Source organism: Streptomyces sp. NPDC003284, from assembly GCF_053589675.1.
Genome location: NZ_JBSFSI010000006.1, coordinates 403,044 through 416,622, shown reverse-complemented (window position 1 = coordinate 416,622; position 13,579 = coordinate 403,044). Strand labels below are relative to the sequence as shown.

Annotated in this window: 12 protein-coding genes, 1 rRNA gene and 1 pseudogene; 12 read left to right on the top strand and 2 right to left on the bottom strand. The window is 74.7% G+C overall.

Going from position 1 to position 13,579, the window contains the following annotated elements:
• The 3 genes and pseudogenes from rrf to ACWDYF_RS16730 form a co-directional block, all read left to right on the top strand.
• A 5S ribosomal RNA gene (gene rrf / locus ACWDYF_RS16740) occupies positions 1-91 on the top strand; the annotation flags it as partial.
• A gap of 756 nt (positions 92-847) precedes the next feature.
• Positions 848-1,429: pseudogene (locus tag ACWDYF_RS16735) on the top strand (DEAD/DEAH box helicase); the annotation flags it as partial.
• 72 nt (positions 1,430-1,501) lie between these two features.
• Positions 1,502-2,365: a tetratricopeptide repeat protein gene (locus ACWDYF_RS16730; RefSeq protein WP_389464279.1), complete on the top strand. Its 864-nt coding sequence runs from the start codon at positions 1,502-1,504 to the stop codon at positions 2,363-2,365.
• A 109-nt stretch (positions 2,366-2,474) separates the two neighbouring features.
• Here the strand turns inward: ACWDYF_RS16730 and ACWDYF_RS16725 are convergent, their stop codons facing one another.
• Positions 2,475-3,770 carry a DUF1015 domain-containing protein gene (locus ACWDYF_RS16725; protein WP_389463944.1) on the bottom strand — a complete coding sequence of 432 codons (1,296 nt, stop codon included), beginning with the start codon at positions 3,768-3,770 and terminating at the stop codon, positions 2,475-2,477.
• A gap of 71 nt (positions 3,771-3,841) precedes the next feature.
• On the opposite strand from ACWDYF_RS16725, the gene ACWDYF_RS16720 reads away from it, so the two are divergent.
• The 4 genes from ACWDYF_RS16720 to ACWDYF_RS16705 all read left to right on the top strand — a co-directional run bounded on the left by ACWDYF_RS16720 (position 3,842) and on the right by ACWDYF_RS16705 (position 7,968).
• Entirely contained in the window at positions 3,842-4,870 is a 1,029-nt protein-coding gene (locus ACWDYF_RS16720; RefSeq protein ID WP_389463946.1) for an HAD-IIA family hydrolase, read from the top strand.
• Positions 4,871-4,913: 43 nt separating this feature from the next.
• Positions 4,914-5,957: a FecCD family ABC transporter permease gene (locus ACWDYF_RS16715; protein WP_389463948.1), complete on the top strand. Its 1,044-nt coding sequence runs from the start codon at positions 4,914-4,916 to the stop codon at positions 5,955-5,957.
• Positions 5,958-6,064: 107 nt separating this feature from the next.
• Entirely contained in the window at positions 6,065-7,093 is a 1,029-nt protein-coding gene (locus ACWDYF_RS16710) for a FecCD family ABC transporter permease (protein ID WP_037896789.1), read from the top strand.
• The gene (locus ACWDYF_RS16705) at positions 7,090-7,968 is read left to right on the top strand and encodes an ABC transporter ATP-binding protein (protein WP_037896726.1); all 879 of its coding nucleotides are present in this window, start codon (positions 7,090-7,092) and stop codon (positions 7,966-7,968) included. Before ACWDYF_RS16710 ends, ACWDYF_RS16705 begins: the two co-directional genes overlap by 4 nt.
• On the opposite strand, the gene ACWDYF_RS16700 is transcribed toward ACWDYF_RS16705, so the two are convergent.
• The gene (locus ACWDYF_RS16700) at positions 7,952-8,299 is read right to left on the bottom strand and encodes a sterol-binding protein (RefSeq protein ID WP_018570479.1); all 348 of its coding nucleotides are present in this window, start codon (positions 8,297-8,299) and stop codon (positions 7,952-7,954) included. The genes ACWDYF_RS16705 and ACWDYF_RS16700 overlap by 17 nt on opposite strands.
• Before the next feature lie 42 nt (positions 8,300-8,341).
• On the opposite strand from ACWDYF_RS16700, the gene ACWDYF_RS16695 reads away from it, so the two are divergent.
• From ACWDYF_RS16695 to ACWDYF_RS16675, 5 genes are all read left to right on the top strand, one after another.
• The gene (locus tag ACWDYF_RS16695; protein ID WP_389463952.1) at positions 8,342-8,683 is read left to right on the top strand and encodes a hypothetical protein; all 342 of its coding nucleotides are present in this window, start codon (positions 8,342-8,344) and stop codon (positions 8,681-8,683) included.
• A gap of 7 nt (positions 8,684-8,690) precedes the next feature.
• On the top strand, positions 8,691-9,506 hold the full coding sequence (locus tag ACWDYF_RS16690; RefSeq protein WP_389463954.1) for a TlyA family RNA methyltransferase: 816 nt from the start codon (positions 8,691-8,693) through the stop codon (positions 9,504-9,506).
• Complete coding sequence (locus tag ACWDYF_RS16685; RefSeq protein ID WP_018570476.1) at positions 9,503-10,426, top strand: NAD kinase; 924 nt, start codon at positions 9,503-9,505, stop codon at positions 10,424-10,426. The genes ACWDYF_RS16690 and ACWDYF_RS16685 overlap by 4 nt, the downstream gene beginning before the upstream one ends.
• Positions 10,427-10,561: 135 nt before the next feature.
• Positions 10,562-12,313, top strand: a complete 1,752-nt coding sequence (gene recN / locus ACWDYF_RS16680; protein WP_389463957.1) for a DNA repair protein RecN — start codon at positions 10,562-10,564, stop codon at positions 12,311-12,313.
• Between the two features lie 72 nt (positions 12,314-12,385).
• Positions 12,386-13,156, top strand: a complete 771-nt coding sequence (locus ACWDYF_RS16675; protein ID WP_389463959.1) for an MraY family glycosyltransferase — start codon at positions 12,386-12,388, stop codon at positions 13,154-13,156.
• Positions 13,157-13,579 lie beyond the last annotated feature (423 nt).

The window sequence follows — 13,579 nt, the reverse complement described above, 5'->3', positions numbered from 1 at the left end:
GCCCGGTTACATTCCGAACCCGGAAGCTAAGCCTCACAGCGCCGATGGTACTGCAGGGGGGACCCTGTGGGAGAGTAGGACACCGCCGAACAATCTTTGGAGGACCCCTGGTCACCAGCGTTCAGCTGGGACCAGGGGTCCTTTTGTTTTTCATCACACACAGCTTGGAGCGCGCCGGGTACCCGGTTGCGTGAGAATGACTTTGCGGTACAGCAGACAGGAGTCACCGATGTCCACCAACTCTCCCGACGAGCGTCCGGAGCGCGATCAGCGCCGCCGGGACGTTGGTGACCGCGGCGAACGCGGTGACCGTGGCGGCTTCCGCGGCGGGCCGCGCCGCAGCGACGACCGTGGTGGCTACACCGGTCGTCGTGACGACGACCGTGGGTACGGCCGGCGGGACGACCGTGACCGTGACCGCGGTGGGTACGGCGGCCGTCGCGACGACCGCTCGGACCGTCCCGACCGCGGCGACCGCCCCGGCGGCGACCGTGGTGGGTTCCGTCGTGACAGCGGTGACCGGCCCACCTACCGTCGTGATGACCGGCGGGACGACCGTCGTGATGACCGTGGCGACCGTGGTGGCTTCCGTGGTGGTCGTGACGACCGCCGGGACAGCGGCGACCGTGGCGGTTTCCGCCGTGAGGGCGGCGACCGTCCTACCTACCGTCGCGACGACCGCAGGGACGACCGCCCCGGCGGCGACCGTGGTGGCTTCCGCCGTGACAGCGGCGACCGGCCCACCTACCGTCGCGATGACCGGCGGGACGACCGCCGTGACGACCGTCGCGACGACACCCGTGGCGGGTACGGCGCCCGTCGTGACGACGACCGTGGGTACGGTCGTCGCGACGACCGTGACCGTGACCGCGGTGGGTACGGCGCTCGTCGTGATGACCGCAGGGACGACCGTCGTGATGACCGTGGCGACCGCGGTGGCTTCCGTGGCGGTCGTGACGACCGCCGGGACAGCGGCGACCGCGGTGGTTTCCGCCGCGAGGGCGGCGACCGTCCTACCTACCGTCGCGACGACCGCAGGGACGACCGCCCCGGCGGCGACCGTGGTGGCTTCCGTCGTGACAGCGGTGACCGGCCCACCTACCGGCGGGACGACCGTCGCGACGACCGGCGGGACAACGACCGTGGTGGGTTCCGCCGTGACAGCGGTGACCGCCCCGCCTACCGTCGTGATGACCGGCGGGACGACCGCCGTGACGACCGCGGTGACCGTGGTGACCGCGGTGGCTTCCGTGGCGGTCGTGACGACCGCCGGGATGACCGCCGTGACGACCGGGGTGGCCGTCCCGGTGGCTTCCGCCGCGACGATCGCGGTGACCGCGGGGGACGTCCGGGTGGGTTCCGCCGCGAGGGCGACCGCCCGTCCTACCGTCGTGACGACCGGCGGGACGACCGCAGGGACGACCGTCGCGACGACCGCCGTGGCGGCGGCCGGTTCCGTGACGAGCGGGACCGCGACCGCGACCGGGAGCCGATCAAGCGGCTGCCGATCCCGGAGGAGGTCACCGGCGACGAGATCGACAAGGACGTACGGCAGGAGTTGCAGAGCCTGCCGAAGACGCTCGCCGAGGATGTCGCCAGGAACCTGGTGATGGTCGCCCGGCTGATCGACGAGGACCCGGAGGGCGCCTACGGCTACTCCAGGGTCGCGCTGCGGCTGGCGTCGCGTGTCGCGGCCGTGCGCGAGGCGGCCGGGTTCGCCGCGTACGCGAGCCAGAAGTACAGCGAGGCGCTGGCGGAGTTCCGGGCCGCGCGGCGGATGACCGGCAACGTGGAACTGTGGCCCGTCATGGCGGACTGCGAGCGCGGGCTCGGCCGGCCGGAGAAGGCGCTGGACATGGCCGGTGCCCCCGAGGTGCACAAGCTCGACAAGGCCGGGCAGGTGGAGATGCGGCTCGTCGCGGCCGGTGCCCGGCGCGACATGGACCAGCTGGACGCGGCCATCGTGACGCTCCAGAGCCCCGAGCTGGCCTCGAACTCCGTCCAGCCGTGGACCGCCCGGCTCCGGTACGCCTACGCCGACGCGCTGCTGGCCGCCGGCCGGGAGCCCGAGGCGCGCGAGTGGTTCGCGAAGGCCGTCGAGGCCGACCGGGACGGCAGCACCGACGCGTCGGACCGCCTGGCCGAGCTGGACGGCGTGGAGTTCACCGACGCGCTCGACGAGGACGGCGAGAACGACACGGCCGATACGACGGACAAGGCTGCCGCGACGGACAAGGCCGACGAGCCCGAAGCCGCCCCGCAGCACAGCGGCGCCGAGGACGCCGACGACGCCGAGAACGCCGACGACGCCGAGGCCAAGACCGCCGTCGAGGCCAAGAACGACGAAGGCGCCGACAAGGACTGAACTCCTTGAGCGTCCTTGCGCCGCGAGAGTGACGGCGAGAGTGACAGAGGGCGGGCCCCGGTCGACACCGACCGGGGCCCGCCCTTCGTCTGTCACGGGCTCTGCGCCGTCACGGCTCCAGTGCCCGCAGCACCAGTCCCGACGCCGGTTTCGGGCCGAACGACGTCGACTTGCGGGGCATCGTGACGCCCTGCCGGGCCAGCTCGCGCACCACGTCCTCGCGGACCGGGTGCAGCAGGACGGCCGTCCCGCCGTCGCGTTCGGCCTTCGCCACGGTGGCGGCGGTGTCGTGGATGTAGGCGATACGGGCGGGATCGTCCTCGGGGATGCCCCAGACGTGCTCCAGGAGCGTGGCGTGCAGAACGGTCGCGTCGAGCCTGCGCCAGGCCGCCGGACGGTCGGCGGGGACCGTCCGGTCCAGGAGACCGGGATCGGGGCGGTCCACCAGATGGAAGGAGCCGTCGCCCGCGAGGAGGAAGGCGTTGCCCGCGCAGGCCGCGTCCGCCAGCACCTCCAGCGCCTTGGCCAGGGGCGTCCCGTCCAGCCGCCGCACCCGGAAGTGGCCGCCGAGCGCCGTCAGCGCGTCGGCGACCGGCAGTCCGTGCAGCAGGCGGTGGATGGCTCGGACCCGGAGCGGATAGCGGGCGGTGTCGACCAGCAGGACGAGTCCGTAGTCCCAGGCGCTGGGCGAGGGGTGTTCCGCGCGCAGGCGGCGGTAGGTGGCCCAGCGGTGGTGGCCGTCGGCGATCAGGGCCTGGTGCGCGGCCAGGTCCTCCCGGATCCCGGCCAGGTCGGCGGGGTCGGTGAGGGCCCACAGGCGGTGGCTGAAGCCGTCCTCGGTGGTGGTGGACAGCAGCGGGGGCCGTTCGGCGGTGCGTTCGATGATCACGGTCGTCGCGGCGGTGGAGCCGTTGCCGCGGTAGGTCAGCAGCAGCGGTTCCAGGTTGGCGCTGGTCGCGCGCATCAGGGCGGCACGGTCGGCGACGACATGGGGCATCACGTCCTCGTGCGGCAGCACCACGCCCTCCGCCGGGTCCGAGACGCGCAGCGCGCCGATCAGGCCGCGTTGCAGCATGCCGTCGCCGTCGCGCTGCTCGTAGACGTACAGGCCGGGTTCCGGGTCGGTGGTCAGGACGCCCTCGGCGAGCCAGCGGCGCAGGGTGTCGGCGGCCTGTTCGTTGCGGGCGTCGGGCGTGCCGGCCTGGGGCAGGATCAGCCGGACGATGTTGTGGGGGTCGGCGGACTGGAGGTGGTGCAGTCCGTCGGGGCGTACGACGACGTCGTAGGGGGGCGACGTCACGGCGGCCAGACTGCCGACCCGGTCGGGGTCGTAGCGGAGGCCCCGGAACGGAGTGAGGTCGAGGCCGCGGCGCGGTGTTGCCGGCGAGTGACCTGCTGTGTTCATCCCGGCATCGTACGTGTGTCAGTGGCATGGGGGATGATCGGGGGAAACCGGCACACGAGGAGCGATGCGGAATGAGTCAGGGCGTCAGGACCGGTCCCGAGGGCAGTGCGCGGGCGCTGAGCGAGGCGTACGACACGGCGCTGCTCGACCTGGACGGGGTGGTGTACGCGGGGGGTGAGGCCATCGCGCACGCGGTGGACTCGCTCGCCGCCGCCCGCGCGGGCGGCATACACCTGGCGTACGTCACCAACAACGCCCTGCGCACCCCGGACGCGGTGGCCGCGCACCTGACCGACCTGGGGATACGGGCCGAGGCGTCGGACGTCGTCACCTCGGCGCAGGCGGTGGCCCGGCTGATCGCCGATCAGCTGCCGCAGGGGGCGCGGGTGCTGGTCATCGGGGGTGAGGGGCTGCGGGTGGCGCTGCGCGAACGCGGCCTGGAGCCGGTGGATTCGGCCGACGACGACCCGGCGGCCGTGGCCCAGGGGTACGGCGGTCCCGAGATGCCGTGGGGGCGGTTCGCGGAGGCGGCGTATGCCGTCGCGCGCGGGGTGCCGTGGTTCGCCTCCAACACGGACCTGACGATCCCGAGCGCGCGCGGCATCGCCCCGGGCAACGGCGCGGCGGTGGAGGTGGTCCGGATCGCCACGGGCGCGGAGCCGCAGGTGGCGGGCAAGCCGCTGCCGCCCATGCACCGCGAGACGGTGCTGCGCACCGGGGCGCGGCGTCCGCTGGTGGTCGGCGACCGGCTGGACACGGACATCGAGGGCGCGTTCAACGGCGGGGTGGACTCGCTGCTCGTGCTGACCGGGGTGACCGACGGGGCGCGGCTGCTGGCCGCCCCGCCCGAGCACCGGCCGACGTATGTCGACGCCGATCTGCGCGGGCTGCTCACCGGGCAGCCGGAAGTCACCCGGACGGGTGAGGGTTTCCGGTGCGGCGGGTGGACGGCGACGGCGGGTGCCGACCGGCTGGAGCTGGCCGGTGAGGGTCAACCGCTGGACGGGCTGCGGGCGTTGTGCGCGGCGGCGTGGACGGCGGGCGGCGCGCAGGCGTGTGCGCTGGAGAGCGAGAAGGCGCTGGCCCGCCTGGGGCTGTGACGCACTGTCGAGGCCAGGGGAGGGGTTAGGTTACCCTAACCAGGTGTTGGTCGACAGTCCCCCCGAAGAGCGCGCGGCGCGGGCCGCCGCACCCCCGAGCCGTCGCGGGGCGCGCGCCGCCGGGCTGCTCGCGTCCGCCGCGCTGCTGCTGCTCGTCGCCCTGGCGAGCATCGCGATCGGCGCCAAAGGGCTGAGTCCGGCCCAGGTCTGGCACGGACTGTTCCAGGACTCGGGGACGTACGGCGACGTCGTGGTCGGCCAGCGGCTCTCGCGCACCCTGCTCGGGCTGCTCGCCGGGTCCGCGCTCGGCCTGGCCGGTGCCGTGCTCCAGGCGCTCACCCGCAATCCGCTGGCCGACCCGGGCATCCTCGGCATCAACGCGGGCGCGTCGGCCGCCGTGGTCACCGCGATCACCTACTTCGGCGTGACCAGCCTGAGCGGCTATGTGTGGTTCGCCTTCCTCGGCGCCGCCGCGGTGGGAGCGCTGGTGTGGTTCCTCGGCGGCAGCAGGGGCGCCACGCCGGTGCGGCTCGCGCTGGCCGGTACGGCGATCGGCGCCGCGCTCTACGGCTATGTCCAGGCCGTGATGATCACGGACGACGCGGCGCTGGGCCGGATGCGGTTCTGGACCGTGGGCTCTCTGGCCTCCGCCGGCAACGAGACCGTCGTCCAGGTGCTGCCCTTCTGTGTCGCCGGTACCGCGCTCGCGCTGCTGCTGGCCCGGCCGCTGAACGCCCTGTCGATGGGCGACGACACCGCGCGCGCCCTCGGCGCCCGTCTGCACCGCACCCGGGCGCTGGCGATGCTCGCCGCGACCGTGCTGTGCGGGGCGGCCACCGCCGCCTGTGGCCCGATCGTCTTCGTCGGTCTCATGGTCCCGCACGTGGTGCGCTCGTTCACCGGGCCCGACCTGCGCTGGATCCTGCCCTACGCCACCGTGCTGTCGCCCGTGCTGCTGCTCGGCTCGGACGTGATCGGACGGATCGTCGCCCGGCCCGCCGAGGTCCAGGTCGGCGTGGTCACCGCGCTCATCGGCGGCCCGGTGTTCATCCTGCTCGTCCGGCGGCGGAGGACGGCCCAGCTGTGAAGACGCACCCCACCCCCACCGCGAAGGACCCCGGGACGGCCGCCACCGGGGCGACGGCCGCCGGGACCGGGACCGCGCACACCTCTGGCGCCCGCGCGCCCCGCGCCGTGCGTGCTGTCCGCGCGCCCGGCGGGCTCTCCCTGCGCCTGGACGTACGGGCGTTCACCGTCGTCGTCCTGCTGACGCTCGCCGCGCTCGCCGCGGGCGTGGTGCTCATCGGCACCGGAGACTTCCCGATCGACGCCTCCGACGTACTGAAGACCCTGGCCGGACAGGGCGACGCGGGCCAGGAGTTCATCATCCGCGAACTGCGGCTGCCGCGTGTCCTGGTCGGCCTGCTGGTCGGCGCCTGCCTGGGCCTGGGCGGCGCGCTCTTCCAGTCGGTCGCCCGCAATCCGCTCGGCAGTCCCGACGTGCTCGGCCTCTCCCAGGGCTCGACCGCCGGTGCCCTGGTGGTGATCGTGCTGCTGTCCGGCAACGCCACCGCCGTCACCCTCGGCGCGCTCGTGGGCGGCCTGGCGACCGGGCTCGCCATCTATCTGCTGGCCTGGAAGCAGGGCGTGCACGGCTACCGGCTCGTCCTGGTCGGCATCGGCGTCAACGCGGTCGCCACCGCGGTCAACGGCTACCTCCTCACCAAGGCGGACTTCGTCGACGCGGCCCGCGCGGTGAACTGGCTGACCGGCTCGCTCAACGGCCGCGACTGGGACCAGGTCTGGCCGCTGCTCGCGCTGTGCGCCGTACTGCTCCCGCTCGTCCTCGGCAACGCGCGCGGGCTGCGCATGCTGGAGATGGGCGACGACGTCTCCTACGCCCTGGGCGTACGCGTCGAGCGGGTGCGGCTGCTGCTGATGGGCTCCGCCGTCCTGCTCACCGCCGCCGCGACCGCCGCCGCCGGACCGGTCGCCTTCGTGGCGCTGACCGCGCCGCAGCTCGCCCGCCGCCTGACCCGCTCGCCCGGCCCGAACCTGGTCCCCTCGCTGTGCATGGGCGCCGCCCTGCTGGTCACTGCCGACTGGGCCGCCCAGCGCGCCTTCGGCGCCGACCAGCTGCCCGTGGGCGTGGTCACCGGCGTGCTCGGCGGGGTCTACCTGCTGTGGCTGCTGGTCACCGAGCGCCGGAAGGGCCGGATATGAGCAACCCGAGTACCACCGTGAACGACCCGAGGAGCACCGTGAGCCGCCTGTCCGCCGACAACGTCACCCTGGCCTACGACCAGCGCGTCATCGCCGAGGAACTGTCGGTCGAGATCCCCGACAACTCCTTCACGGTGATCGTCGGCCCGAACGCCTGCGGCAAGTCCACGCTGCTGCGCGCCCTGTCGCGGATGCTCAGGCCCAGCCACGGCCGGGTGCTGCTGGACGGCCAGGTCATCCAGTCGATGCCCGCCAAGCAGGTCGCCCGGACGCTCGGGCTGCTGCCCCAGTCGTCGATCGCGCCCGACGGCATCACCGTCGGCGATCTGGTGGGCCGCGGCCGCTACCCGCACCAGGGCATCCTGCGGCAGTGGTCGGCCGAGGACGAGCGGGTCGTCCAGGAGTCCATGGAGCAGACCGGCGTCACCGCGCTCGCCGAACGGTACGTGGACGAACTGTCGGGCGGTCAGCGCCAGCGGGTGTGGATCGCCATGGCCCTCGCCCAGCAGACGCCGCTGCTGCTGCTGGACGAGCCGACGACGTACCTGGACATCCAGCACCAGATCGACGTCCTGGACCTCTGCGCCGAGCTGCACGAGGAGCAGGGGCGCACCCTCGTCGCCGTGCTGCACGACCTCAACCACGCGGCCCGCTACGCCACCCATCTCATCGCGCTGCGCGAGGGCGAGGTCATCGCCCAGGGCGCGCCGAAGGAGATCGTCACCGCCGAGCTGGTGGAGAAGGTCTTCGGGCTGCGCTGCCAGGTCATCGACGACCCGGAGACGGGCACCCCGCTGGTGGTCCCGGCGGCCCGCGCGGCCCGCGCGCGTCACGCCTCCGTGACGCCGGGGGCCGAGGTCACAGCAGCTTCCTGAGCCGGAACAGGTCCAGCAGGCTCGCCTCAAGACGCACCCGGCCCGAACCCCAGGCCGTGGCGAAGTTCAGCTCGCCGCCGACCAGCGCGAGGAGGTCCTCGCCCGCCATGGCGAGCCGGATCTGCGCCCTGTCCCGCGGCGGTCCCGGCAGGGTCTCGCGCACGTCGATCCGGCCGCCGGTGAGACGGCCGGCGAAGGTGACGTCGAGATCCGTGATGTGGCAGCTCACCGAGCGGTCCAGGGAGGCCGCCTCCCGGACGTCGCCCTGCGCGCCCGACATGCTGTCCGAGAGCTTCTCGAGTGCGGTACGGCACTCCTCGATCGTGGCCATCGCGACCGACGGTACCCCAGGGCTTCGCGGTAGCGTCTGGGCATGAGCGACTCCGTGCCCGAGGCCGGGCCCCGGACGGCAGCGGAGGTCCCCCGGGAGCCCGCCGCCCAGCAGCCCGCCGACCCCGCGACCGGCGAACCCTTCGCGCCCGCCCCGCTCGGCGTGCCCCGCACGCCCACCGGCGACGCGGACGTCGACGCCGCCCTGGAACGGCTCGGCGACGCCGACCACCTCGGGACCGACGGGCACCTGGAGGTGTACGAGGATGTACACGGGGGGCTGCGCGACGCGCTCACCGCGCTCGACACCCGCCCGGGACCTCCGGGACCCCAGGGCCCCCCGGCGCCGCCGGCGCCTTCACCGCCGTACCGACACAGGAGCTGAACCGAACGTGGCAGGAGTCGCACGCCGCCGTCTCGACGCGGAACTGGTCCGCCGCAAGCTCGCGCGCTCGCGCGAGCACGCCGGCCAGCTGATCGCCGCGGGCCGGGTCACCGTCGGCAGGACCGTCGCGACCAAGTCCGCCACGCAGGTGGAGACCGCCGCCGCGATCGTGGTCACCGCCGACGACAGCGACCCCGGCTATGTCTCCCGGGGCGGCCACAAGCTGGCCGGCGCGCTGGCGGCGTTCGTCCCGCAGGGGCTCGTCGTCGAGGGCCGGCGGGCGCTGGACGCCGGCGCGTCCACCGGGGGTTTCACCGATGTGCTGCTGCGGGCGGGCGCCGCGCACGTCGTCGCCGCGGACGTCGGCTACGGGCAGCTCGCCTGGTCGCTCCGGCAGGACGAGCGGGTCACCGTCAAGGACCGTACGAACGTACGGGAACTGACCCTGGAGGCGATCGACGGGGAGCCCGTGGGCCTCGTCGTGGGCGATCTGTCCTTCATCCCGCTCGGCCTGGTGCTGCCCGCCCTGACGCGGTGCGTGACGCCGGACGCCGATCTGGTGATGATGGTCAAGCCGCAGTTCGAGGTGGGGAAGGAGCGGCTGGGCAGCGGGGGTGTCGTACGGAGTCCGCAACTGCGGGCGGAGGCCGTGCGCGGCGTGGCCGGGAGGGCGTGGGAGCTGGGGCTCGGGGTGCGGGGCGTCACCGCGAGCCCGCTGCCGGGTCCGTCCGGGAACGTCGAGTACTTTCTGTGGCTGCGTGCCGGGGCGCCCGCCCTGGACCCGGCCGATGTTGACCGTGCAGTGGCGGAGGGGCCGCGTTGACACAGGACCTAGCTCGGACACACACCCAGGCACGAACCGTCTTCCTGCTGGCCCACACCGGCCGGCCCGCCGCCGTGCGCAGCGCCGAGCTGGTGGTCAAGGGGCTGCTGAAGGCCGGGATCGGCGTACGCGTCCTGGAGGCGGAGGCGCGCGACCTGCCGCTGCCGGACGAGGTGCGGCTGGTCGCGGAGGCCACTCCGCAGTGCCTGGACGGCTGCGAGCTGCTGATCGTCCTCGGCGGTGACGGCACGCTGCTGCGCGGGGCCGAGTTCGCCCGCGCCTCGGGCGTGCCGATGCTCGGCGTGAACCTCGGCAGCGTCGGCTTCCTCGCCGAGGCCGAGCGCGACGACCTGGACAAGGTCGTGGACCGGGTGGTGTCCCGGGCCTACGAGGTCGAGGAGCGGATGACCGTCGACGTGGTCGTGCACCGCAACGGCGACATCGTGCACACCGACTGGGCACTGAACGAGGCGGCCGTGCAGAAGGTGTCCGCCGAGCGGATGCTGGAGGTCGTCCTGGAGATCGACGGGCGCCCGGTGACCGGCTTCGGCTGCGACGGCATCGTGTGCGCCACGCCCACCGGTTCGACGGCGTACGCCTTCTCCGCGGGCGGTCCCGTGGTGTGGCCCGAGGTCGAGGCGCTGCTGATGGTGCCGATCAGCGCCCACGCCCTGTTCGCGAAGCCGCTGGTGACCTCGCCCGACTCGGTGCTGGCCGTCGAGGTACTGCCGCATGTGCCGCCGGGCGTCCTGTGGTGCGACGGGCGCCGCACGGTCGAGCTGCCCCCGGGGGCCCGCGTCGAGGTGCGGCGCGGCGCCGTCCCGGTACGGCTGGCCCGGCTGCACCACGCGTCCTTCACCGACCGTCTGGTGGCCAAGTTCGCCCTGCCGGTGTCGGGGTGGCGCGGGGCGCCGCGCTGAGCTGTGCTGCGGCACGGCGCCCGCCACCCCGCCACGGCGGGGGCGCACTGGTGAACGAGCGTGCCGTCCATGGGTAACGGTCCGTGTTCTCCCCGGTCGGGTGGGGCGCGTCGCGCGAGGCGAGCAAAACCTCGTATGGTCGGGGTCGTGTTGGAGGAGATGCGGATACGGTCGCTCGGAGTCATCGACGACGCTGTCGTCGAGCTGTCGCCCGGCTTCACCGCGGTCACGGGTGAGACGGGTGCGGGCAAGACCATGGTGGTCACCAGCCTGGGACTGCTGCTGGGCGGGCGCGCGGACCCGGCGCTCGTGCGGATCGGCGCCGGGAAGGCGGTCGTGGAGGGGCGTGTCACCGTGCCCCCCGGAGCCGCCGCGGCCGTCCGGGCCGAGGAGGCGGGCGCCGAGCTGGACGACGGGGCGCTGCTGATCAGCCGTACCGTCTCCGCCGAGGGCCGCTCCCGGGCCCATCTGGGCGGGCGCAGCGTCCCGGTGGGGCTGCTCGCCGAACTGGCCGACGACCTGGTGGCCGTGCACGGCCAGACCGATCAGCAGGGCCTGCTGAAGCTGTCCCGGCAGCGGCAGGCGCTGGACCGGTACGCGGGCGACGCCGTCGCCGTGCCGCTCGCCAAGTACGCGGAGGCGTACCGGCGGCTGCGGGCGGTCTCCGGCGAGCTGGAGGAGATCACCACGCGCGCGCGGGAACGCGCCCAGGAGGCCGGCATGCTCCGGTTCGGCCTGGACGAGATCGCCGCCGTCGAGCCGCGCGCCGGTGAGGACGCCGAGCTGGCCGAGGAGGCCGAGCGGCTCGGCCACGCCGAGGCGCTCGCCTCCGCCGCGACGCTCGCGCACGCCGCGCTCGCGGGCGATCCCGAGGACCCCGAGGGCATCGACGCGGCCACCCTGGTCGCGGGCGCCCAGCGCGCCCTGGAGGCCGTACGGGCGCACGACCCGGCGCTCGCCGCGCTCGCCGACCGGATCGGTGAGATCGGCATCCTGCTCGGTGACGTCGCCGGGGAGCTGGCCGGGTACGCGGGCGACCTGGACGCCGATCCGCTGCGGCTGGCCGCCGTCGAGGAGCGGCGCGCGGCGCTGACCGCGCTGACCCGCAAGTACGGCGAGTTCGAGCGGGGCATCGACGCCGTGCTGGCCTGGGCCGAGCAGGGCGCCGTCCGGCTGACCGAGCTGGAGGGCGACGACTCGCGGATCGACGAGCTGACCGCCGAGCGGGACGCGCTCCGCGCCGAACTGGGCGGCCTCGCGCAGGACCTGACCGAGGCGCGCACCGAGGCCGCCGAGCGGTTCGCCGCCGCCGTCACCGCCGAGCTGGCCTCGCTGGCCATGCCGCACGCGCGCGTGTCGTTCGAGCTGCGGCAGACCGAGGACCCGGACGGCGTGGAGGTGCACGGCCGCACGGTCGCCCACGGCCCCTGGGGCGTCGACGAGGTCGAACTGCTGCTCGCCCCGCACCCGGGCGCCCCGCCGCGCCCGATCGCCAAGGGCGCCTCCGGCGGTGAGCTGTCGCGCGTGATGCTGGCCGTCGAGGTCGTCTTCGCGGGCACCGATCCCGTACCGACGTACCTCTTCGACGAGGTCGACGCGGGCGTCGGCGGCAAGGCGGCCGTGGAGATCGGGCGGCGGCTCGCGAAGCTGGCGCGGAGCGCACAGGTCGTGGTGGTGACGCATCTGCCGCAGGTCGCCGCCTTCGCCGACCGGCAACTGCTGGTGGAGAAGACGAACGACGGGTCCGTGACCCGCTCGGGCGTGAAGGTGCTGGAGGGCGAGGACCGGGTCAGGGAGCTGTCCCGGATGCTGGCGGGCCAGGAGGACTCCGAGACGGCACGGGCCCACGCGGAGGAACTGCTGGCGGCGGCGCGGGCCGACGGATAGCGGGCCGCGAGCCGGGCGGTGGTCGGCCAGGGGCGGTTCCTGGCGCGTCCACGGGGTCCCTAGAGTGATCGCATGATCGTACGAGCGAGCCGGAACGCCGCCCTTCTCGCCACGGCCGCGCTCGCCTCGGCCGCGCTCACCCGGGCGTCCCTGTGGGCGCTGCGCACCCGGCCGCCCGGCGGCCGCGGGCGCTGGGAGCGCGAGAACCACGCCGGCCGGACCGTCGGGCTGTACGCGGCCCCGGCCACCGCGCTGGCCGCGGCGGCGGGCGCGGCCCGGGTGCGTCCGGCCGCCGCCCTCGCCGTGGCCGCCGCCGGGCTCTGCGGGGCCTACGACGACGTCGCGGGCGCCGGTGACCCGCGCCGCGGCTTCCGCGCCCATCTGTCCGCCCTGCGCGCGGGCGAGGTCACCAGCGGCACCGTCAAACTGCTCGGCGTCTCGGGGGCCGCGCTCGCCGCCGGGGCCCGGCTCAAGGAGCGGCCGGCCGACAAGGTGCTGGCCGCGGTGGTGATCGCCGGGACCGCGCACCTCGTCAACCTCGTGGACGTACGGCCCGGCCGGGCCGCCGGGACGGTGCTGGCGCTCGCCGCGCCCGGACTGCTGCGCGAGGGGCCCGGGGCCGAGCTGTCGGCGACCGCCGCGGGCGTCGCCGCGGCGGTGCTCCCCGACGACCTCGGCGCGCGCGTGATGATCGGCGACACGGGGGCGCACGCCCTGGGCGCGCTGCTGGGCACCGCGATCGTCGCGGGCAACGGACGCGCCGGGCTGGCCGCGCACGCCGCCGCCCTGGTCACGGCGGCGGTCTGCGGCGACCGGGTGAGCGCGGCGGCCGGCGCCCGCTGACACCGGACGGCACCCGCCGCCGTCCCGGACCACTCGGGGGCGGATCCGGCGCGCGCCCCTTGAGGGAGGCGCACTCCCGCGTGAGCCCGGCGCGACGGAGACCGCGACGGAGACCGCGACGGAGACACCGACCCGTCCGGTCCGTCGCTCCCGCGTGCGCCACGCGTGTGCCACGCGTGCGCCCCGCGTACGGAGCCGCCGGGCGGCCCGTCCCGGCGCCCGCGCGTGCCGCACGCCCCCGCCGGGGCACGGGCGCCTGCTCACTCGTGCGGATGACCCGCAGCGGCGCACCCGCCCCCGGGCGCCGTGCCGTGCGACCGCCCGCCGTATCCGGAACACCCGTACGTCCTGGCATCCTTGACGGAGAACGCGGTGCGCCCAGGAGGCGCGCACGCCCGGCCCCGCGCCCCCGATACCTTCTGT

Coding starts and splice junctions, on each gene's coding strand:
- ACWDYF_RS16725 (WP_389463944.1), bottom strand. CDS start 3,770: ATGAACACAGCAGGTCACTCGCCGGCAACACCGCGCCGCGGCCTCGAC.
- ACWDYF_RS16720 (WP_389463946.1), top strand. CDS start 3,842: ATGAGTCAGGGCGTCAGGACCGGTCCCGAGGGCAGTGCGCGGGCGCTG.
- ACWDYF_RS16705 (WP_037896726.1), top strand. CDS start 7,090: ATGAGCAACCCGAGTACCACCGTGAACGACCCGAGGAGCACCGTGAGC.
- ACWDYF_RS16700 (WP_018570479.1), bottom strand. CDS start 8,299: ATGGCCACGATCGAGGAGTGCCGTACCGCACTCGAGAAGCTCTCGGAC.
- ACWDYF_RS16695 (WP_389463952.1), top strand. CDS start 8,342: ATGAGCGACTCCGTGCCCGAGGCCGGGCCCCGGACGGCAGCGGAGGTC.
- recN (WP_389463957.1), top strand. CDS start 10,562: ATGGTCGGGGTCGTGTTGGAGGAGATGCGGATACGGTCGCTCGGAGTC.
- ACWDYF_RS16675 (WP_389463959.1), top strand. CDS start 12,386: ATGATCGTACGAGCGAGCCGGAACGCCGCCCTTCTCGCCACGGCCGCG.